At 47.6% G+C, this 21,655-nt stretch carries 22 protein-coding genes and 2 other annotated features; all 22 genes read left to right on the top strand.

Annotated features, from left to right (window positions below):
• Nucleotides 1–35 precede the first annotated feature (35 nt).
• The 22 genes from KNO96_RS13810 to rpsG all read left to right on the top strand — a co-directional run bounded on the left by KNO96_RS13810 (nucleotide 36) and on the right by rpsG (nucleotide 21,632).
• Nucleotides 36–1,100, top strand: a complete 1,065-nt coding sequence (locus KNO96_RS13810) for a PIN/TRAM domain-containing protein (RefSeq protein ID WP_012727703.1) — start codon at nucleotides 36–38, stop codon at nucleotides 1,098–1,100.
• A 55-nt stretch (nucleotides 1,101–1,155) separates the two neighbouring features.
• A complete protein-coding gene (gene ispD, locus KNO96_RS13805) occupies nucleotides 1,156–1,836 on the top strand; it encodes a 2-C-methyl-D-erythritol 4-phosphate cytidylyltransferase (RefSeq protein ID WP_214704395.1) in 681 nt (226 codons plus the stop codon).
• A complete protein-coding gene (gene ispF, locus KNO96_RS13800; RefSeq protein WP_214704392.1) occupies nucleotides 1,833–2,306 on the top strand; it encodes a 2-C-methyl-D-erythritol 2,4-cyclodiphosphate synthase in 474 nt (157 codons plus the stop codon). The genes ispD and ispF overlap by 4 nt, the downstream gene beginning before the upstream one ends.
• Nucleotides 2,307–2,351: 45 nt before the next feature.
• Complete coding sequence (gene gltX, locus KNO96_RS13795; RefSeq protein WP_214704408.1) at nucleotides 2,352–3,809, top strand: glutamate--tRNA ligase; 1,458 nt, start codon at nucleotides 2,352–2,354, stop codon at nucleotides 3,807–3,809.
• Nucleotides 3,809–4,015 (top strand) — a binding site (T-box leader). It overlaps the preceding gene by 1 nt.
• Nucleotides 4,016–4,066: 51 nt before the next feature.
• Nucleotides 4,067–4,756 carry a serine O-acetyltransferase gene (cysE, locus tag KNO96_RS13790; RefSeq protein ID WP_026824813.1) on the top strand — a complete coding sequence of 230 codons (690 nt, stop codon included), beginning with the start codon at nucleotides 4,067–4,069 and terminating at the stop codon, nucleotides 4,754–4,756.
• Nucleotides 4,725–6,122, top strand: coding sequence for a cysteine--tRNA ligase (gene cysS / locus KNO96_RS13785; protein ID WP_214704385.1), 1,398 nt, complete (start codon nucleotides 4,725–4,727; stop codon nucleotides 6,120–6,122). The genes cysE and cysS overlap by 32 nt, the downstream gene beginning before the upstream one ends.
• Nucleotides 6,119–6,523: a Mini-ribonuclease 3 gene (locus KNO96_RS13780; protein WP_026824815.1), complete on the top strand. Its 405-nt coding sequence runs from the start codon at nucleotides 6,119–6,121 to the stop codon at nucleotides 6,521–6,523. Before cysS ends, KNO96_RS13780 begins: the two co-directional genes overlap by 4 nt.
• Nucleotides 6,524–6,632: 109 nt before the next feature.
• Nucleotides 6,633–7,382 carry a 23S rRNA (guanosine(2251)-2'-O)-methyltransferase RlmB gene (rlmB, locus tag KNO96_RS13775; RefSeq protein WP_214704406.1) on the top strand — a complete coding sequence of 250 codons (750 nt, stop codon included), beginning with the start codon at nucleotides 6,633–6,635 and terminating at the stop codon, nucleotides 7,380–7,382.
• The gene (locus KNO96_RS13770; protein WP_026824817.1) at nucleotides 7,379–7,918 is read left to right on the top strand and encodes an NYN domain-containing protein; all 540 of its coding nucleotides are present in this window, start codon (nucleotides 7,379–7,381) and stop codon (nucleotides 7,916–7,918) included. Before rlmB ends, KNO96_RS13770 begins: the two co-directional genes overlap by 4 nt.
• 209 nt (nucleotides 7,919–8,127) lie before the next feature.
• Nucleotides 8,128–8,769: an RNA polymerase sporulation sigma factor SigH gene (gene sigH, locus KNO96_RS13765; protein ID WP_026824818.1), complete on the top strand. Its 642-nt coding sequence runs from the start codon at nucleotides 8,128–8,130 to the stop codon at nucleotides 8,767–8,769.
• A gap of 128 nt (nucleotides 8,770–8,897) precedes the next feature.
• Nucleotides 8,898–9,044, top strand: coding sequence for a 50S ribosomal protein L33 (gene rpmG / locus KNO96_RS13760; protein ID WP_026824819.1), 147 nt, complete (start codon nucleotides 8,898–8,900; stop codon nucleotides 9,042–9,044).
• 34 nt (nucleotides 9,045–9,078) lie between these two features.
• A complete protein-coding gene (secE, locus tag KNO96_RS13755) occupies nucleotides 9,079–9,249 on the top strand; it encodes a preprotein translocase subunit SecE (RefSeq protein ID WP_012727692.1) in 171 nt (56 codons plus the stop codon).
• Between the two features lie 16 nt (nucleotides 9,250–9,265).
• Nucleotides 9,266–9,817, top strand: a complete 552-nt coding sequence (nusG, locus tag KNO96_RS13750) for a transcription termination/antitermination protein NusG (RefSeq protein WP_026824820.1) — start codon at nucleotides 9,266–9,268, stop codon at nucleotides 9,815–9,817.
• Between the two features lie 147 nt (nucleotides 9,818–9,964).
• Nucleotides 9,965–10,390 (top strand): 50S ribosomal protein L11, encoded by a 426-nt coding sequence (gene rplK, locus KNO96_RS13745; protein ID WP_012727690.1) that lies wholly within the window; start codon nucleotides 9,965–9,967, stop codon nucleotides 10,388–10,390.
• A gap of 94 nt (nucleotides 10,391–10,484) precedes the next feature.
• On the top strand, nucleotides 10,485–11,171 hold the full coding sequence (gene rplA / locus KNO96_RS13740) for a 50S ribosomal protein L1 (RefSeq protein WP_026824821.1): 687 nt from the start codon (nucleotides 10,485–10,487) through the stop codon (nucleotides 11,169–11,171).
• Between the two features lie 59 nt (nucleotides 11,172–11,230).
• Nucleotides 11,231–11,384 (top strand) — a sequence feature (ribosomal protein L10 leader region).
• Nucleotides 11,385–11,428: 44 nt separating this feature from the next.
• Nucleotides 11,429–11,935 carry a 50S ribosomal protein L10 gene (gene rplJ, locus KNO96_RS13735; RefSeq protein ID WP_026824822.1) on the top strand — a complete coding sequence of 169 codons (507 nt, stop codon included), beginning with the start codon at nucleotides 11,429–11,431 and terminating at the stop codon, nucleotides 11,933–11,935.
• 58 nt (nucleotides 11,936–11,993) lie between these two features.
• Nucleotides 11,994–12,362: a 50S ribosomal protein L7/L12 gene (gene rplL / locus KNO96_RS13730; RefSeq protein ID WP_026824823.1), complete on the top strand. Its 369-nt coding sequence runs from the start codon at nucleotides 11,994–11,996 to the stop codon at nucleotides 12,360–12,362.
• A gap of 79 nt (nucleotides 12,363–12,441) precedes the next feature.
• Complete coding sequence (locus KNO96_RS13725) at nucleotides 12,442–13,038, top strand: class I SAM-dependent methyltransferase (protein WP_026824824.1); 597 nt, start codon at nucleotides 12,442–12,444, stop codon at nucleotides 13,036–13,038.
• Nucleotides 13,039–13,231: 193 nt separating this feature from the next.
• Nucleotides 13,232–16,780 (top strand): DNA-directed RNA polymerase subunit beta, encoded by a 3,549-nt coding sequence (gene rpoB, locus KNO96_RS13720; protein ID WP_214704404.1) that lies wholly within the window; start codon nucleotides 13,232–13,234, stop codon nucleotides 16,778–16,780.
• Between the two features lie 22 nt (nucleotides 16,781–16,802).
• Nucleotides 16,803–20,402, top strand: a complete 3,600-nt coding sequence (gene rpoC, locus KNO96_RS13715) for a DNA-directed RNA polymerase subunit beta' (RefSeq protein ID WP_214704383.1) — start codon at nucleotides 16,803–16,805, stop codon at nucleotides 20,400–20,402.
• Nucleotides 20,403–20,692: 290 nt separating this feature from the next.
• Complete coding sequence (rpsL, locus tag KNO96_RS13710) at nucleotides 20,693–21,115, top strand: 30S ribosomal protein S12 (RefSeq protein WP_012727683.1); 423 nt, start codon at nucleotides 20,693–20,695, stop codon at nucleotides 21,113–21,115.
• 49 nt (nucleotides 21,116–21,164) lie between these two features.
• Nucleotides 21,165–21,632: a 30S ribosomal protein S7 gene (rpsG, locus tag KNO96_RS13705; protein WP_026824827.1), complete on the top strand. Its 468-nt coding sequence runs from the start codon at nucleotides 21,165–21,167 to the stop codon at nucleotides 21,630–21,632.
• Nucleotides 21,633–21,655: the final 23 nt, after the last annotated feature.

The raw sequence follows: 21,655 nt of genomic DNA, 5'->3' as shown, positions 1-21,655 counted from the left end.
TGAAATTTTATTTCATATAAAAGGAGGTGGAATGAGTGAAGATTGCTGTACGAATCGGATTTATTTTGATTGGACTCGTCGTGGGTTGGTTCGGAATCATCGAAGCGACGCTTTTATTAGCAGACCTTGGCATGAATGTGCCGGAGTGGTTAACGATTCCATACGTAGCAAGTTTGATTGGTGGACTTATCTTCTTCATTCTTAGTTTATTCTTAACAGATGGTGTTGTTGCATTTATTCGTTTTGTCGAAGAACGGCTCGTCCGTTTACCGGTGGGAGATATCTTATTCGGTTCGATCGGTCTTATCATCGGGCTCTTGATCGCCTTTTTGATCAGTGTATCGCTTGAAGTCACGAATATTTTCTTACTGAGTAAAATCGTCCCGATTTTTGTCACGGCACTGTTTGGTTACTTTGGTTTCGCGGTCGGCTATCGGAAGCGTAACGAATGGATTAAACTATTTGTGAAGAGCGAACGGGAGAAGCCGGCGGCTGAACCGGTTCAACGTTCTAACGATAAAATCTTGGATACGAGCGTCATCATCGACGGTCGGATCGCGGATATTGCGACGACTGGATTCGTGGAAGGGACATTGATTGTTCCGCAATTTGTGATCGGAGAGCTCCAATACATCGCCGACTCTTCGGATACATTAAAACGAAATCGTGGTCGTCGGGGTCTCGACATTTTAAAAGAACTGCAGGAGAACAAGCGCATCCAAGTTGAAATTTATGATGGCGACTTTGAAGATGTACCGGAAGTCGATATCAAATTAATCAAATTGGCTGAACTTAAAAATGGTATTGTTGTCACGAATGACTATAACTTAAACAAAGTGTGTGAAGTACGGAATGTCCCGGTATTGAATATCAATGACTTAGCGAATGCCGTCAAACAAATCGTCATTCCTGGCGAAGAGATGGTCGTGACAGTCATTAAAGAAGGAAAAGAGCAAAATCAAGGCGTCGCCTATCTTGAAGATGGGACGATGGTTGTCGTGGAAGGTGGACGGAAGTTGATTTCGAAGACGCTTCCTGTCGTCGTGACGAGTGTCTTACAGACGTCTGCAGGTCGAATGATTTTTGCACGTCCGGAATAATGAACAAAAAAGAGACGCGGGAGCGCTCTCTTTTTTCACGAAGAGAGGTGTTTACATGGTAGCTTATACAGTCGTCATCCCGGCTGCGGGAAGAGGGAAGCGGATGGGAGCAGATGCGAACAAACTCATGTTGTCGTTACGAGGCAAGCCGATTATCGCATGGACGTTACAAGCGTTTGATACCGATCCATGGTGTGAACATATCGTTTTAGCGATTCGTCCAGAGGAACGTGACTGGTTTGAAGCGATGATGGCACATATCGATACGCCGATTACATATGTAATTGGCGGAGAAGAACGACAACAGAGTGTCTACGCAGGACTGCTTGTTGTTGAAACGGATACGATTGTGATGATTCATGATGGCGCTCGTCCGTTTGTGAAACGCGAACAGCTGCATCAAGTGGCAGAAGCTGCGTTACAAGGTGGAGCTATTTTAGCGGTACCGGTCAAGGATACGGTCAAACAAGTGGAGCGTCACCAAATCGAACAAACCGTGCCCCGTGAAAACTTGTGGTTGGCACAAACACCGCAAGCTTTTCAGGCCAAGGCGATTTTATCAGCGCATGAAAAAGCAGTAGAACGACAGGTGCTAGGAACGGATGATGCCAGTTTATTCGAATGGCTCGGTGAAACGGTACAAGTGGTCCCTGGAGATTACCATAATATTAAGATGACGACACCAGAGGATTTACTGTTTGGCGATGCGATTTTAGCGAAGGGGGATTTACAATGAGAATTGGTCAAGGATTTGATGTACATGCATTTGCGGAAGGACGTCCGTTAATATTAGGTGGAATCGAAATCCCACACGAGCGTGGACTTCTCGGTCATTCTGATGCGGATGTGTTGCTCCATACGATTGCCGATGCGGCGCTCGGAGCGATTGCGGCAGGCGATATCGGGAAGCATTTTCCTGATACAGATCCTGAATTCAAAGATGCGGATTCGAAAGTGTTACTTCGCCACGTATGGCAACTTGTGAAAGACCAAGGATATGTCCTCGGAAATGTGGATGCGACGGTCATGGCACAACGTCCGAAGCTGCGTTCTTATATTGATGAGATGCGCGCGGTCATCGCAGATCTTCTTGAAGCGGATATTGAACAGGTAAACGTGAAAGCGACGACGACGGAGAAGCTCGGCTTCACTGGACGAGAAGAAGGAATCGCAGCACAGGCGGTCATCTTACTCAACCGGGCTTGACAGAAATGGTATACTATTTGGGCAGAAGAGAAGAAAGGTGGAACTATTATGAGTGAAGTGCGTGTACGCTATGCGCCTAGTCCGACGGGGCATCTCCATATCGGAAATGCGCGGACTGCGTTGTTTAACTACTTATTTGCTCGCCATGCAGGCGGGAAATTGATTCTTCGAATTGAAGATACTGACCAAAAACGGAACGTGTTGAACGGTGTCGAAAGTCAAATGAAGTACTTAGAATGGCTTGGCATCGACTGGGATGAAGGTCCAGGCCGTGACGGCGACTACGGTCCATATTACCAAATGGAGCGTCTTGCGATTTATGAGAAATATGTCAATGAGTTGATGAGCAAAGGTCTTGCTTATAAATGTTACATGACATCTGAAGAGCTCGAAGCGGAGCGTGAAGCTCAAATCGCTCGTGGAGAGGCACCGCGTTACTCGGGTGCGCACCGTAACCTCACTGTCGAAGAACGTGAAGCATTTGAAGCGGAAGGCCGCAAGCCATCGATTCGAATTCGGGTGCCAGAAGGCGTGACGTATAAGTGGACGGATGTCGTTAAAGGAGACGTCTCCTTTGAATCGAAAGACTTTGGAGATTGGGTCATCGTGAAACAAGATGGGATTCCAACATACAACTTCGCTGTTGTCGTAGATGATCATTTGATGAACATCAGTCACGTATTGCGTGGGGATGACCACATCGCAAACACACCAAAACAGATGATGGTATATGATGCGCTCGGTTGGGAGTACCCGGAGTTTGGTCACATGACCCTCATCTATAACGACCAACACAAGAAGTTGTCAAAACGTGACGAATCGATTATCCAGTTCATCGAACAGTATGCCGATCTCGGTTACTTGCCTGAGGCGCTCTTCAACTTCATTTCTCTTCTTGGCTGGTCACCAGTCGGGGAAGAAGAAATCTTCTCAAAAGAAGAGTTCATTCAAATGTTTGATGCGAACCGATTGTCGAAGAGTCCGGCTGTGTTTGACCAACAAAAACTTTCTTGGATCAACAGTGTATACATGAAGAAGGCCACGCTTGACGAAGTGGTGGCACTCAGTTTACCATTCTTACAAGAAGCAGGACGATTACCCGAGGCGGTATCTGTCGAAGAAGCGGATTGGGCGACAAACTTGATCGCATTGTATAAAGAACAAATGACGCACGGGGCAGAGATTGTCGTGTTGACAGACTTGTTCTTCAAAGATGAAATCGAGTATGACGAGGAAGCGAATGTTGTCCTTTCAGGTGAAACGGTACCTGCTGTACTTGCAGAGTTCAAACAGCAACTCGAAGGAATCGAAGACTTCACACCGGAAGCGATTAAAGCGGCGACGAAAGCGACTCAAAAAGCTACCGGTCAAAAAGGAAAGAACTTGTTCATGCCGATCCGTGTCGCCACGACAGGACAAACACATGGGCCAGAACTCCCGAACGCCATTTCATTAATTGGAAAAGAGCGTGTATTGAAGCGTCTGACAACTTTATTAGCGTAATAAAGGCATCGATGAGGAAAGTAAGCGGTACGACACGTTGCAGAGACTAGGACCTAGGCTGGGAGTTCTAGATGTGTCCCCCGAAGAAGTGCACCTCGGAGCCGTCTCGGCGATATGTAGTCGAGGCCGTGACTCGGCGTTAACGGGATTTGAGAGGGGAACACTTTTCCCAAACAGAGTGGAACCGCGCTTACGGCGTCTCTGTGCCTTGGCACAGGGGCGTCTTTGTTTTTGTATAAGAAAAGGAGATATCGATTATGGGATTTTGGAGCAGTGTACGCGAAGACTTGCGGACTGTCCTGGAACTAGACCCTGCCGCTCGATCAAAAGTGGAGGTCGCAATGACGTATCCAGGATTGCACGCTATTTGGGCACATCGCATCGCACACGGATTATGGAAACGAAACGTGAAGCTAGTGGCTAAGTTATTAGCCCAGTTCAGTCGCTGGGTGACCGGGATTGAAATTCATCCTGGCGCAGTTGTCGGTAACCGGGTATTTATCGATCACGGTTTCGGCGTCGTCATCGGAGAGACAGCCATTATCGGAAATGATGTGACGATTTATCAAGGCGTCACACTCGGTGGAACCGGGAAAGAAAAAGGGAAGCGACACCCGACGATTGGAAGTGACGTCCTCATTTCAGCCGGGGCAAAAGTGCTTGGAAACATCACGATTGGCGATTGCGTCAAAATCGGGGCAAGTTCCGTCGTCTTGAATGATGTACCGTCTGATTCGACTGTGGTCGGGATTCCGGGTCGGGTCGTTATTCGAAACGGCAAACGTGTGAAACAACACGACTTAGATCACCGCCTGCCTGATCCGGACCGCGAATGCCAAGAACGTCTTGAAAATGCTGTGGCAGAACTTCAACATAAATTAGAGACGCTTGAAAAGCGAATGGAGGAGAAGACACATGATTCAGCTGTACAACAGTCTCACGAATAAAAAAGAACCGTTTGTCCCGATTGTTCCGGGGAAAGTATCGATGTATGTTTGTGGACCAACCGTCTATAACTATATCCATGTCGGCAATGCCCGTCCGGCGATTGCCTTTGATACAGTTCGTCGCTATTTGACGTATCGTGGGTATGAGGTGAAATACGTCTTGAACTTCACGGACGTGGACGACAAAATCATTCGTACCGCCAACGCATTAGGTGAAGACACCGAAACGTTGACGAATCGATACATTGACGCATATTTAGCGGATACAGGAGCCCTTAACGTGCAACCTGCGGACGTACATCCACGTGTTACCGATACAATGGAAGAGATTATCGAGTTCATTCGTCAGTTAGAGACGGAAGGGTTCGCTTATGAATCCGAAGGCGATGTCTATTTCCGGACGAAGAAGTTTGAAACATACGGGAAACTAAGTCAGCAATCGATTGAAGATTTGCGGGCAGGCTCACGCGTCGATGTTGGGGAGAAAAAGGAAGACCCGCTCGACTTCGTTTTATGGAAGGCAGCCAAACCGGATGAGCCGTCTTGGGATAGTCCATGGGGCAAAGGACGTCCGGGCTGGCATATCGAATGCTCGGCGATGGCGAAAAAGCATCTCGGGGCAACGATCGACATCCATGCGGGTGGGCATGATTTAAAATTCCCACACCACGAGAACGAGATTGCCCAGTCAGAAGCTTGCAATCATGCGAAGTTCGCCAACTATTGGTTGCATAACGGGTTCATCAATATTGAAAACGAGAAGATGTCTAAGTCACTCGGAAACTTCCTCCTCGTCCATGAAGCACTGAAGGAAGTCGATCCGATGGTACTACGTTTCTTCATGTTGTCTGTTCATTACCGTCATCCCATCAACTATAGCCGTGAATTGATCGAACAAGCGGCGAACGGGTGGGACCGAATTAAAGAAGCATATCAAAACATTGAATACCGTTTATCGGTAACAGCCGGACTCGGTGAACCGAGCGAGTCGATGGAACGGAAACTTGAATCGATCAAGACGGCTTTCATTGAGTCGATGGATGATGACATCAATACAGCAAACGCTGTGACGGTCTTATTTGACTTAGCACGAGAAGCAAACATTTATGCGAAAGCGGACCATGTGGCAAAAGCGACACTCGAGCAGGTTCTTTCACTATTCGATGAATTGACGGGTGTGCTCGGTTTGACGTTGGCAGAAGAAAAAGAACTACTGGATGCCGAGATTGACCGATTGATTCAAGAACGAAATGATGCACGGGCGGCACGTAATTTTGCCCGAGCCGACGAGATTCGTGATTTACTAAAAGAACAAAACATCCAACTCGAAGACACGGCCCAAGGGGTTCGGTGGAAGCGGTTATGATGCAACCGAAACAAATGAATGCCCTCGCCCTAGCCTACATGGGGGACGTGGTATATGAATTGGCCGTACGGAAACGGTTGCTCGAGAAAGGATTGACGCGTCCGAACGATTTACACCGGGGCGCGGTCCGCTACGTCAATGCACGGGCACAGGCGAGCGTCGTGACCCATTGGCTAGAAATGGACTTATTGACGGAAGAAGAGCAAGCCATCGTCAGACGTGGTAAGAATGCGAAATCAGGATCAATCCCGAAGCGGGTTGATGTTCACACTTATCGTTACTCCACAGCGTTCGAGGCGTTGATTGGATATATCTATTTGACAGAAAGAAGGGATCGTCTTGAAGAACTCATCAAACAAGCGTTCGAACGACTCGAAGCCGAATCGTTCGAATCGACATGACGGAAAGCGGGGAGCGGAGAAACGAACATTTGACCGCCCTCGTGGTGAACGACCAGAACGTGCACGTCGCCAGAAAGCCGAGCGTCCGGATTATAAAGAAGTGGACGTGATGGAGGAAGGGATTGACTTCCTTTATGGCCGAAATCCCGTACTCGAAGCACTTCGAAGCGGCCGTGACATGAACAAAGTGTTTATTATGGAAGGGCAACAAAAAGGCCCGCTCGCCCAAATCATTGCGATGGCGAATGAAGCATCAGTTCAAGTTTCTTTCGTACCCAAAACGAAACTCGAGAAGATGGCAGGCAGTGAGCATCACCAAGGTGTCGTTGCAGCCATAGCGGCTTATGAATACAAAACGATTGAGGATATGTTTGCACTCGCTGCTTCAAAAGAGGAAACACCGCTCATCATCCTGTTGGATGAGCTAGAGGACCCGCATAATCTAGGTTCGATTTTACGGACGGCAGATGCAATCGGGGCACACGGAATCATTATTCCAAAACGCCGTTCGGTTGGTTTGACCCAAACGGTCGCCAAAGCGTCGACTGGGGCGATTGAGTATATTCCAGTTGCGCGCGTGACGAATTTGACGCGAACGCTTGAAGAATTGAAGGAAAAAGGACTATGGGTCGTCGGGACCGATGCGAAAGAGAGTCAGGACTATCGTCGATTAGATGGAAATATGCCGCTTGTCGTGGTCATCGGAAGTGAAGGCAAGGGGATGAGCCGACTCGTGCGTGAATCGTGTGACTTCCTCGTCCATTTACCGATGGTCGGTCATGTCACGTCACTCAACGCATCTGTTGCAGCAGCGCTCCTTCTGTACGAAGTGCATCGCTCACGCCACCCGTTAGCATGAGTATTCTAAAACGCGAGCTCCTTCTTGTAGATGGATATAACATTATCGGAGCGTGGCCACATTTAAGAAGTTTGCGCGATGTAGATTTTGATCAGGCGCGCAACCTCTTGATTGAAGCGATGGCAGAATATCAAGCTGTATCCGGCAAAGAGGTCACAATCGTGTTTGATGCTCATATGCGGTATGGTCGTGAAGCAAAAGAGAAGCGCAGTCGTGTCGATGTCATTTATACGAAAGAAAATGAGACAGCTGACGAATGGATTGAGCGACGAGCGCATGAATTGGTCGATGACCGACTCGTGACATTATTCGTTGCGACAAACGATTTCACCGAGCAATGGGTTATTTTTGGTCAAGGTGCATTACGCGTTCCTGCGACCGAGCTGTTAAAAGATTGGAAGCATGCGAAAACACTGATTGAGCAACAACGGATGTCGTTAGAAAAGGAACAATCCAATCGAAAGACAATCGATATTCCTCCGCACATTCAAGCGCGCTTTGAAGAAATGCGACGACGTAAATCAAAAGGTGACTGAAATCACGGGCGAGTTCATGGAATGGACTCGTCTTTGTTTCGATTTTGACATTTTTTTGCAAAGGAATGTTGTATACTATTAAATATATGAGTTACACATTATTCAATTGACGGAATTTTTAGAAATTTGTTTGACGCATAGGAGTAGGGAGTCCTATAATGGGACAAAACCTTACATAGTTCAGGATCAATCGCCGGGGGGGAACGAGCATGAACGGATGGCCGTACGAACAGTTTGAAAAAATGTCAGACGAAGAGTTGGTCTTATTGGCGCGAAACGAAGGGGATAGCGATGCGCTTGAGTTTTTGATTGAACGATACCGGTATTTTGTGCGGGCGAAGGCGCGCTCATACTTTTTGATTGGGGCAGATCATGAGGACATCGTCCAAGAAGGCATGATCGGTCTTTACAAAGGGGTGCGTGACTACAAAGACGAACGGCTCGCGTCATTCAAAAGCTTTGCTGAAATGTGCATCACACGTCAGATGATTACTGCAATCAAGACGGCGACACGTCAAAAGCACATTCCGCTCAATTCATACGTTTCGCTCGATAAACCGATTTTTGATGAAGAATCCGATCGAACATTGCTTGATGTTATCTTGCCTCCACATCCTACCGACCCTCAGGAATTGATTGTGACACAGGAAGAGCAAACGTTCATGGAAGAGAAGATGGAAGAAATTTTAAGTGACTTGGAGCGGAAAGTATTGCGTCTTTATTTAGACGGACGTTCTTATCAAGAGATTTCAGACGACTTGGATCGTCATGTCAAATCAATTGATAATGCGTTACAGCGTGTGAAGAAGAAATTTGAACGCCATGTCGATGTTCGGACGCTTACAAGCTAACCGATTATTGACCGCGTGCCTCCTATGTGATACTTTAAAAGTAGCGCCTTGTCCGTAGACGCCATTTACAGGAGGCGTTTTTTTTTCGCTCTTTTTTAAGAGAGAGTAGTCGAAAGGGGCGCTTATGAATGGCAAAGAAAGTAAGTCTCGCTTGTTCAGAATGCGGGTCTCGAGAGTATTCGACGACAAAGAAAGATGGTGTGTCGACACGACTTGAAATGAAAAAGTTTTGTCGCCGCTGTAATGCGCATACGATGCATCGGGAATCAAAGTAACGTAGATTGGCATTCAATGTAGGAGGAAGCTACCATGAACTTTTTGCGCGACGTATGGAAAGAGTTGAAGAAAACGAGTTGGCCTACTCGTAAAGAACTCACGAAATATACCATTACCGTCATCGCGACCGTTGTCGTGATTGGCCTGTTCGTGTTCGGCGTAGATACTGGAGTCAGCTATCTCGTCAATTTATTGATTAACTAAGGAAGAGGTGAAAGCCGTGGAGAAACAATGGTTTGTTGTCCAGACGTACTCAGGTTTTGAGAATAACGTCAAAGAAAACCTAGAACGTCGAATCGGTTCGATGAACATGGAAGATAAAATTTTCCGCGTCCTCGTCCCGACTGAAACGACACAAGAAGAAGTCACATTAAAGAGTGGCGAGAAGAAAATCAAAGAGCGTGAAGTCAAAAACTTCCCGGGCTATGTGTTCGTAGAGATGGTCATGACTGACGATTCATGGTATGTTGTCCGCAACACGCCTAACGTCACCGGCTTCCTCGGTTCAACCGGCGGTGGGGCCAAGCCGATCCCGCTTCAACCGGATGAAGTGACAAATGTCTTGTCGCAAATGGGACTCATCGAGAAGAAAGATCGTTACAATTACGAACTCGGTGACCTTGTCCGTGTGAAAGAAGGCGCGTTCGAGAACTTTGAAGGTACGATTGACGAAATCGAAGCTGACAAAGAGAAGCTCAAAGTCGTGGTCGATATGTTCGGTCGCGAAACAAAAATTGAGCTTGATTTCGAACAAGTTCAGAAAATTAACTAAACCCACTTGCTAATCCGTAAAACGGATGGTACAATCGGAAATGTTTGATGTTGTGCTTTATTTCGGTACAAACTCGACCTAATAGATTGAGTGGGAGGGCGCACAACGTCCAAGAAACCACATTTTAGACTTAAGGAGGTGTGTCTCGTGGCGAAAAAAGTTTCTAAACTCGTTAAACTTCAAATCCCAGCTGGTAAAGCTAACCCAGCTCCACCGGTAGGTCCAGCACTTGGACAAGCAGGTGTTAACATCATGGGATTCTGTAAAGAGTTCAACGCTCGTACACAAGACCAAGCCGGATTGATTATTCCTGTAGTCATCACGGTATACGAAGATCGTTCGTTTACATTCATTACGAAAACTCCACCAGCTGCAGTTCTCTTGAAGAAAGCTGCTGGTATCGAGAGTGGTTCTGGTGAACCAAACCGTAAGAAAGTAGCAACGGTTAAGCGTGACAAAGTTCGCGAAATCGCTGAACTTAAAATGCCTGACCTTAACGCATCATCTGTAGAAACAGCGATGCTTATGGTTGAAGGTACTGCACGTAGTATGGGTATTGTAATCGAAGACTAATTGATAGTCTCTGGGGTTGTCGGTGAATACTGCTCACCTTCAATCCCTTCATTATGTGGGAGGAAATTCCGCTAACCACAAGGAGGAAAAGATCATGGGTAAAAAACACCAAGAAGTAGCTAAGCTTGTTGACCGCACGAAGTCATACGACCTCGCCGAAGCTGTCGAGCTCGTTCAAAAAACAGCTACTGCTAAATTCGATGAAACAATCGAAGTTGCTGTCCGTCTCGGCGTAGATCCGAAGAAAGCAGACCAACAAATCCGTGGTGCCGTTGTACTTCCACACGGTACTGGTAAAACACAAAAAGTTCTCGTCTTCGCTAAAGGTGAGAAAGTGAAAGAAGCGGAAGCTGCTGGAGCAGACTACGTTGGTGACGCTGAGTACATCAACAAAATCCAACAAGGATGGTTCGACTTCGATGTCATCGTTGCGACACCTGACATGATGGGTGAAGTTGGTAAACTCGGTCGTGTTCTCGGACCTAAAGGCCTCATGCCTAACCCGAAAACAGGAACAGTTACTTTTGATGTAGAAAAAGCAATCGCGGACATCAAAGCTGGTAAAGTTGAATACCGTGTTGATAAAGCTGGTAACATCCACGTTCCAGTTGGTAAGAAATCATTTGAAGCATCTAAACTCTCTGAGAACATCGAGACAATTCTCGAAACACTCATGAAAGTGAAGCCTGCTACTGCAAAAGGAACTTACCTTAAAAACATCGCGCTTTCATCTACAATGGGTCCTGGGATCCGTGTAGCGACTGCGGATTTCCTTAAGTAATTTTGTTGAAATAAATTGTTGACAACGTGTGACACCGCTGATAAAGTAATACACGTTCAACCGAATATGTTGGATTACCGTAGACAGAAGGTGGACATCGGTCCGTAAACCCTTCCGAGGTGTCTTTGCTCGAACTTGAGCCTGTTGTCACAGGTTTACTTTCAAACAATTACGCCCTCGTATGTCTTCATACGAGGGATTTCTTTTGGAGAGCAGCCTCTCGTCCGGTATAAGAATTGACTAGGAGGTGCAAACACATGGCAAACGAAAAAATCGTAGCTCAGAAATCGGCACTCGTCGATGAAATCGCTGAAAAAATGCAAGCGAGCGTGGGAACAGTTGTTGTTGACTACCGCGGACTTACAGTTGAAGAAGTGACTACACTCCGTAAATCACTCCGTGACGCTGGAATTGAGTTCAAAGTTTACAAGAACGGTCTTCTTCGCCGCGCAGCTATTCAGTCGAACTTCGAAGGTCTTGACGAAGTCTTCACTGGTCCTACAGCAATCGCCTTCTCAAACGAAGACGTTATTGCTCCAGCGAAGATCTTGAATGACTTCTCGAAAGATCACAAAGCGCTCGAACTTAAAGGCGGAATCATCGAAGGCAAAGTGACTTCACTCGAAGAAATCAAAGCCCTTGCAGAACTTCCATCACGCGATGGTCTTCTCTCGATGCTTCTCAGCGTACTTCAAGCTCCAATCCGTGGGCTCGCAGTCGCAACAAATGCAATCGCAGAACAAAAAGAAGAGCAATCAGCTTAATTTTTGTCGCGTAGCGTAACTTAAAAACTTTTTACAACATCAAAGGAGGAAAACCATAATGGCTTTCAACAAAGAGCAATTCATCGAAGACCTCAAATCAATGACGGTTCTCGAACTTAACGAACTCGTAAAAACAATCGAAGAAGAATTCGGCGTATCAGCAGCAGCTCCAGTAGCAGTTGCAGGTGCTGGCGCAGGCGCAGCAGCTGAAGAGCAAACTGAATTCGACGTAATCCTCACAAACGCTGGCGCTGGTAAAATCAACGTCATCAAAGCTGTTCGTGAAATCACAGGCCTCGGTCTTAAAGAAGCAAAAGGACTCGTTGACGGAACTCCGGCTCCAGTCAAAGAAGGCGTTTCTAAAGAAGACGCTGATTCAATCAAAGCTAAGCTTGAAGAAGCTGGCGCATCTGTTGAAGTTAAGTAATTCAACTTCACAACCTATAGAAGCTCGCCATGGCGAGCTTCTTTTATTTCCTTGAAGAATGGGTTAGGAGGTTCGACGCATGGGAGATCATTACTATACGAACGATCCACGTTCGGAAAGTGCCCCGGAGACATGGACGTATGAGTTACGAGGGAAACAGTATCATTTCACTTCGGACCGCGGTGTGTTCTCGAAAGGATCGGTCGATTTTGGGTCACGTCTTTTAATTGAATCGTTTGAAGTACCTGAGGTGTCAGGACGCATTTTAGACGTAGGCTGCGGCTATGGTCCGATGGGGATCTCGCTTGCCGATGCCTCTGGGCGTGAAGCATTGCTCATTGATGTAAATGAGCGTGCGCTGGCGCTCTCTGAGCAAAACGCCGCCCGTAATGGAGTGACGGTCGAAACACGGCTTTCTCACGCGTATGACGCGGTGGGGGGAGAACGGTTTGCCGCCATTGTCACCAATCCGCCGATTCGTGCGGGAAAACAAGTCGTCCATACGATCTTGCGTGAAGCACATGCGCATTTGGTCGATGGAGGAGCAATTTATGTCGTCATTCAAAAGAAACAAGGAGCGCCTTCTGCTAAAAAGTTATTAGAAGAGGTGTTTAGTCAAGTCGAAACGGTCGCGAAAGAGAAGGGTTACTTTATTTTCCGAGCAATTCGGTCTTGACAAACGGTGAAGTCTTGTTGACTCGCTATAACGTATATGCTAACATTATAAAATGCCATTGGAATGGAATTCGCTTGAAACTGCCGTGTCTGCTGCTTTTTAGAGACGGAAAACGAGCGACATTCAATGACAATGTTCGATTATTACGCCCGAAAAATTCGCTAAAGAATTGGGGGTCTGAGAGGTGAATCAGTTGACTGGTCAACTTGTTCAGTACGGTCGTCACCGTCAGAGAAGAAGCTTTGCCCGTATCAGTGAGGTTTTAGAGCTTCCGAATTTGATTGAAATTCAAACTGCTTCTTACGAGTGGTTCTTGCGTGAAGGATTGAAGGAAATGTTCACAGACATTTCACCGATTTCCGACTTCACAGGAAACCTCGTGTTGGAGTTCATCGATTACTCGCTCAGCGAGCCGAAGTATTCGATCGATGAATCGAAGGAGCGCGACGTTACTTATTCTGCGCCACTTCGCGTAAAAGTACGTCTCCAAAACAAAGAGACAGGTGAGCTCAAAGAACAAGAAGTGTTCATGGGAGATTTCCCGCTCATGACAGAATCGGGAACATTTATTATTAATGGTGCAGAACGCGTCATCGTTTCCCAGCTTGTCCGTTCACCGAGCGTGTATTACAACGCTAAACTCGATAAAAATGGTAAACGTGGATTTGGCGCAACCGTCATCCCGAACCGTGGTGCTTGGCTCGAACTTGAAACAGATGCCAAAGATATCGTTTATGTTCGTATCGACCGTACCCGCAAAATTCCGGTAACGGTGTTGTTGCGTGCCCTCGGATTCGGTACGGACCAAGAAATTATCGACCTTCTCGGTGATGACGAATATCTTCGTAACACCCTTGAAAAAGATAATACAGAGTCTACAGAGAAAGCGTTGATCGAGATTTACGAGCGTCTACGCCCTGGTGAACCACCAACTGTAGAAAACGCGAAATCACTTCTCGTATCACGTTTCTTCGACCCGAAACGTTATGACTTAGCGAACGTTGGTCGCTATAAGATGAACAAGAAACTTCATCTTAAGAACCGTTTGTTCGGTCAAAAATTAGCGGAAACGCTCGTGGACCCGGAAACAGGCGAAGTACTCGCTGAAGCTGGAACAGTCCTCGACCGTCGCAACTTAGATCGTATCCTCCCACATTTGGAGAGCGGCCTCGGTTATGTCGATGCGGAACCGACTGGCGGCGTCGCTGAAGGCGAACCGTTCGGTCTTCAATCAATCAAAGTCATCTCACCAGATGACCCAGATGGAGAGCGTATCTTGAACATCATCGGAAATGGCAATATCGACCGCAGTATCAAACATGTTACGCCGGCTGATATTATCGCTTCAATCAACTACTTCTTTAACTTACTTCATGAAGTCGGAACAACAGATGACATCGACCATTTAGGAAACCGTCGTCTTCGTTCAGTCGGAGAACTTCTCCAAAATCAATTCCGGATCGGGCTTTCTCGTATGGAACGTGTTGTAAAAGAACGTATGTCGATTCAAGATCAAAATGCGATTACACCTCAGGCGCTCATTAACATCCGCCCGGTTATCGCATCGCTTAAAGAGTTCTTCGGTAGCTCGCAATTGTCACAGTTCATGGACCAAACGAACCCGCTCGCAGAGCTTACGCACAAACGTCGTCTCTCTGCACTTGGACCGGGTGGTTTGACACGTGAGCGTGCTGGTTTCGAAGTTCGAGACGTTCACTATTCCCACTACGGTCGGATGTGTCCAATCGAAACGCCAGAGGGCCCGAACATCGGACTCATCAACTCACTTTCGTCTTATGCGAAAGTGAACGAGTACGGTTTCATCGAAGCACCATATCGCCGTGTCGACCCGGAAACAGGTCTTGTCACAAGTGAAATTCAATATATGACCGCCGATGAGGAAGATCTCTACGTCGTCGCACAGGCAAACATGCCGCTCACAGAGGATGGTCACTTTGCAGACGAACAAGTTCTTTGCCGTTTCCGCGGACAAAACTTGTCAGTCGAGCCAAGCCGAGTGGACTACATGGACGTATCGCCGAAACAGGTTGTTTCTGCTGCGACAGCATGTATCCCGTTCCTTGAGAACGATGACTCAAACCGTGCCCTCATGGGAGCGAACATGCAACGTCAAGCAGTACCACTTCTTCAACCAGATTCGCCGATTGTCGGTACTGGAATGGAGTATGTGTCTGCGAAAGACTCTGGTGCAGCAATTGTTGCGAAATACCCAGGTGTCGTTGAACGCGTCACAGCGCGTGAGGTCTTGATCCGTCGTATGTCTGACATAAACGGTTCTGAGGTTTCAGGTGATTTGGACCGTTACAAACTTCAAAAATATGTCCGTTCGAACCAAGGAACATGCTATAACCAAAAACCAATCATCGCAGCTGGCGATCGTGTCGAAAAAGGAGAAATCCTTGCGGACGGTCCGTCGATGGATATGGGTGAGCTCGCGCTCGGTCGTAACGTTGTCGTTGCCTTCATGACATGGGATGGTTACAACTATGAGGATGCGATTATCATGAGTGAGCGTCTCGTGAAAGATGACGTGTACACGTCGATTCATATCGAAGAGTACGAGTCAGAGTCACGCGACACGAAACTTGGACCAGAGGAAATCACACGTGATATTCCAAACGTCGGAGATGACGCACTTCGTAACTTGGACGATCGCGGAATCATCCGCATCGGAGCTGAAGTCAAGGATGGCGATATCCTCGTCGGTAAAGTAACACCTAAGGGCGTTACGGAGTTGACGGCGGAAGAACGTCTCTTGCACGCAATCTTCGGTGAGAAGGCACGTGAAGTACGTGATACGTCACTTCGTGTACCAAACGGCGGAGACGGAATCATCTTGGATGTCAAAGTGTTCGACCGTGAAAACGGCGACGAGTTGTCTCCAGGCGTCAACCAAATGGTACGTGTCTATATCGTTCAAAAACGTAAGATTCACGAAGGGGATAAGATGGCGGGACGTCACGGTAACAAAGGTGTTATCTCGCGGATCCTCCCTGAAGAAGATATGCCATACATGCCAGACGGTACACCGGTTGACATCATGCTCAACCCGCTTGGGGTACCATCGCGTATGAACATCGGTCAAGTACTTGAACTCCACCTTGGAATGGCAGCGAAGAAGCTCGGCATCAAAGTGGCAACACCTGTATTCGATGGAGCGCGTGAGGAAGACGTATGGGCAACGATTGAAGAGGCTGGTATGGATAAAGATGCGAAAACGCGTCTCTATGATGGTCGTACGGGTGAACCGTTCGATAACCGCGTCTCTGTCGGTGTCATGTACATGATCAAACTCGCGCACATGGTTGATGATAAACTTCACGCTCGTTCGACAGGACCATACTCACTCGTTACGCAACAACCGCTCGGTGGTAAAGCACAGTTCGGTGGTCAGCGCTTCGGAGAGATGGAAGTTTGGGCTCTTGAAGCGTACGGTGCAGCCTACACGCTCCAAGAAATCTTGACAATCAAGTCGGATGACACGGTCGGTCGTGTGAAAGCATATGAGGCCATCGTGAAAGGCGAGAGCGTTCCAAAAGCGGGCGTTCCTGAATCATTCCGCGTCTTGATCAAAGAGCTTCAAGCTCTCGGTATGGAAGTCAAGATGATGTCAGCGGATGATGAAGAAGTCGAAATGAAAGATGAAGATGACGACAACATCCCGAACGCAACATCGGCGTTAGAACAAGTCGTTCAACCGACTGTTACGGAAGAGGAATAAGGCGAAAAGGGAGGTCGGCCCCTTGGTAGATGTTAATCGATTTGAATATATGAAAATCGGCTTGGCTTCATCAGAGAAGATCCGTTCGTGGTCTTACGGTGAAGTCAAAAAGCCGGAAACGATCAACTATCGTACACTTAAACCAGAGAAGGACGGATTGTTCTGTGAACGAATCTTCGGTCCTACGAAAGACTGGGAATGTTACTGCGGGAAATACAAACGAATCCGTTATAAAGGAGTCATTTGTGACCGCTGTGGCGTTGAAGTGACGAAAGCGAAAGTGCGTCGCGAGCGAATGGGCCATATCGAGCTCGCGGCACCAGTTTCGCACATCTGGTACTTTAAAGGGATTCCAAGCCGCATGGGGCTTGTTCTCGATATGTCACCACGTGCACTTGAAGAAGTCATTTACTTCGCATCTTACGTGGTAACAGAACCAGGTGACACACCGCTTGAGAAGAAACAACTTCTCTCGGAAAAAGAATTCCGTCTCTATCGTGAAAAATACGGTAGCGACTTCAAAGCAGACATGGGTGCTGAAGCAATCCGTACACTTCTTCAAGACGTCAATCTTGAAAAAGAAGTGGGTGAGCTTCGTGAAGAGTTGAAAACTGTCCAAGGTCAGCGTCGTACTCGTGCGATCAAGCGCTTGGAAGTTCTTGACGCGTTCTTCACTTCAGGAAACAATCCAGACTGGATGATCCTTGAAGTACTTCCTGTCATCCCGCCAGAGCTTCGCCCAATGGTACAGCTCGACGGAGGACGCTTTGCGACATCTGACTTGAACGATTTGTATCGTCGAGTCATCAACCGGAACAACCGTCTCAAACGTTTGCTCGACCTCGGCGCGCCGAATATCATCGTGCAAAACGAGAAGCGTATGCTTCAAGAAGCGGTTGACGCTCTCATCGACAACGGTCGTCGTGGTCGTCCGGTAACAGGTCCTGGTAACCGTCCGCTCAAATCGCTTTCACATATGTTGAAAGGGAAACAAGGTCGTTTCCGTCAAAACCTTCTCGGTAAACGGGTCGACTACTCAGGACGTTCGGTTATCGTCGTAGGACCAAACTTGAAGATGTATCAGTGTGGTCTTCCAAAAGAGATGGCACTTGAGCTCTTCAAACCGTTCGTAATGAAAGAACTTGTCGGTCGCGGCATCGCTTCAAACATTAAGAACGCAAAACGTAAAATCGAGAAGATGCAACCTGAAATCTGGGGCGTCCTTGAAGAAGTCATCCGTGAGCATCCGGTTCTCTTGAACCGTGCCCCGACACTTCACCGCCTTGGTATTCAAGCATTCGAACCGATTCTTGTTGAAGGTCGTGCGATTCGCCTTCACCCACTCGTATGTACGGCTTATAACGCCGACTTCGATGGTGACCAAATGGCTGTCCACGTTCCACTTTCTGCAGAAGCACAAGCGGAAGCACGCCTTCTCATGCTCGCTGCACAGAACATTTTGAACCCGAAAGACGGTAAACCGGTTGTTACACCATCGCAGGATATGGTCCTCGGTAACTACTACATCTCACTTGAACGTGAAGATGCCGTCGGTGAAGGAAAAGTGTTTTCGAACGTCAACGAAGCGTTGATTGCTTACCAAAACGGATATGTCCACTTGCACTCGCGTGTGGCTCTTCCGGCACGTACGCTCAACAATCCGACGTTCACAGACGAACAGAACGAGAAATTGCTCATTACGACAGTTGGGAAGATGATCTTTAACGAAATCTTGCCAAATACGTTCCCTTACTTGAACGAGCCAACGATGGAAAACTTGCAGGAAGCAACGCCTGACAAGTACTTCATCGACAAAGGGACGAACGTTGCGGAAGAAATCGCATCACGTCCAATCATCGATCCGTTCAAAAAAGGATTCCTCGGGAAAGTCATCGCGGAAGTGTTCCAGAAGTTTGAAACGACTGAAACAAGCCGCATGCTTGACCGGATGAAAGATCTTGGCTTTAAGCACTCGACAAAAGCGGGTGTAACGGTTGGGATTGCTGATATCATCGTACTTCCTGACAAACAGGAAATCTTGGATGAGGCACAAACTCAAGTCGACCAAATCATGAAGTCGTTCCGTCGCGGTCTCATCACAGAAGATGAGCGTTACGAGCGCGTAGTACGTGCTTGGAACGAAGCGAAGGATGAAATTCAATCTCGATTGATGAAATCCCTCAACCGCTTGAACCCGATCTTCATGATGTCTGACTCTGGTGCCCGTGGTAACGCATCTAACTTTACGCAGCTTGCGGGTATGCGTGGTTTGATGGCCGCTCCATCTGGTCGCATCATCGAACTTCCAATCAAATCGTCGTTCCGTGAAGGTCTGACGGTTCAAGAGTACTTCATCTCGACTCACGGGGCTCGTAAAGGTCTTGCCGATACAGCCTTGAAGACAGCCGATTCAGGTTACTTGACGCGCCGTCTTGTTGACGTGGCGCAAGATGTCATCATCCGTGAAGAAGACTGTGGAACAGACCGCGGAATCCGTGTGTCTGCACTCCGCGAGGGTACGGAAGAAATCGAAAGCTTGTACGACCGACTCGTCGGACGTACATCGTTCGAAACGGTCACACACCCTGAAACGGGCGAAGTGTTGATCGATAAGAACGAATTGATTACAGAAGATATCGCACGCATCATCGTTGATGCGGGTGTTGAACAAGTTGAAATTCGTACAGCCTTCACATGTAACACGTCACACGGCGTATGTAAGAAATGTTACGGACGCAACTTGGCGACTGGATCAAACGTTGAAGTCGGAGAAGCCGTCGGTATCATCGCCGCGCAATCGATCGGTGAGCCAGGAACGCAGCTTACAATGCGTACCTTCCACACTGGTGGGGTTGCCGGAGACGATATCACACAAGGTCTTCCACGTATCCAAGAGGTATTCGAAGCCCGTAACCCGAAAGGTCAAGCGGTCATCTCGGAAATCTCTGGTACGGTCATCGACTTCACTGAATCACGTGACAAGCGTGAGCTCACGGTCGAAGGATTCAGTGAGACACGTTCATACACGATTCCATTCGGAGCTCGTCTCCGCGTCCAAATTGGTGATACAGTTGAAGCCGGTGAAGTCTTCACGGAAGGTTCGATCGATCCGAAAGAATTGCTGAACGTCCGTGGTGTATCTGGTGTTCAAAACTATCTTCTCCAAGAAGTTCAAAAAGTTTATCGGATGCAAGGGGTAGAAATTGGTGATAAGCACGTTGAGGTTATGGTTCGCCAAATGCTTCGTCGTGTTAAAGTTATCGAGTCTGGTGACACGCCACTTCTTCCTGGATCACTTGTCGACATCAGCGTCTTCAAAGAAGCGTGTAAAGGTGCGATTCGTGACGGGAAACACCCGGCGACTGCAAAACCGGTCCTACTTGGAATCACGAAAGCCTCGCTTGAGACAGATTCGTTCCTCTCAGCAGCTTCGTTCCAAGAAACGACTCGTGTCTTGACTGATGCGGCAATCAAAGGGAAGCGCGACTACCTCCTTGGACTCAAAGAGAACGTCATTATCGGTAAACTCGTTCCGGCTGGTACTGGAATGGCTGTCTACCGTGATGTGAAACTTGAAGAAGATGAGGCACCAGTTGCTCTCGAAGATACAACGGTCGAATAAAATACGTCTTGACAGCGCAGGTTGGTGGTGCTACTATGATTTAGTGCCGCCAATCGGTTGTTGTCGATGACAACGGTGTCCAGCAGTCGGCAAGCTACTTGGACGTCCATCCGAACTTTCTACGGGAAGGTTTGGCTGCTACAATTGCCACTTTCAAGGTATAACTCACGTTTTTGCGAGGTCATGGAATGCCTACGCCTCGTAAAAACGTTTCGTTATGACCTTAAATGAACCACCCGGGTCGGTGGGACTAGAAAATAGCAACATTCAGGAAGGGAGGATCTTCAAAGATGCCTACTATTAACCAGTTAGTCCGTAAAGGACGTAAATCGAAAGTCGTTAAATCTGACTCTCCAGCACTTAACAAAGGTTACAACAGTTTCATCAAGTCACAAACAAACGTGAGCTCACCACAAAAGCGTGGTGTTTGTACACGTGTTGGTACAATGACTCCGAAGAAACCGAACTCGGCGCTTCGTAAGTATGCTCGTGTTCGTTTGACTAACCAAATCGAAGTGACTGCGTACATCCCAGGTATTGGCCACAACCTTCAAGAGCACAGCGTTGTTCTTATCCGTGGAGGACGTGTAAAAGACTTACCAGGGGTACGTTACCACATCGTTCGTGGTGCGCTTGACACTGCAGGTGTGGACGGACGTATGCAAGGCCGTTCTAAATACGGTACGAAACGTCCGAAAGCTGCGAAGAAGTAATTCTCGCCAACTAAAAATACAATTGAAATCTTGAAAGGAGGGTACTCGGATGCGTAAAAACCGTGCAGAACGTCGTGACGTTATCGCAGATCCGATCTACAACTCGAAATTGGTAACTCGCCTCATTAACCGTGTCATGTTAGACGGTAAAAAAGGTACAGCTCAAACTATCATTTACAACGCATTTGGCCTCATCGCTGAACGCTCAGGCAAAGAGCCTATGGAAGTGTTCGAAGAAGCAATGAACAACATCATGCCTGTACTTGAAGTTAAGGCACGCCGCGTAGGTGGAGCTAACTACCAGGTTCCTGTTGAAGTTCGTCCAGAGCGCCGTACAACACTTGGTCTTCGTTACCTCGTGAACTACGCTCGTCTCCGCAACGAAAAGACGATGGAGCAACGTATCGCGAACGAAATCATGGATGCAGCCAACAACACTGGTGCATCTGTTAAGAGACGCGAAGACATGCATAAGATGGCAGAGGCAAACAAAGCGTTTGCTCACTATCGTTGGTAATTTAATCGTAAAGTCCACTCCGC

The organism is Exiguobacterium sp. s89 (assembly GCF_018617735.1).
GTDB lineage: Bacteria > Bacillota > Bacilli > Exiguobacteriales > Exiguobacteriaceae > Exiguobacterium > Exiguobacterium marinum.
Note: the sequence above shows the minus strand (reverse complement) of the source record. Positions and strands in the feature narration are given on the sequence as shown.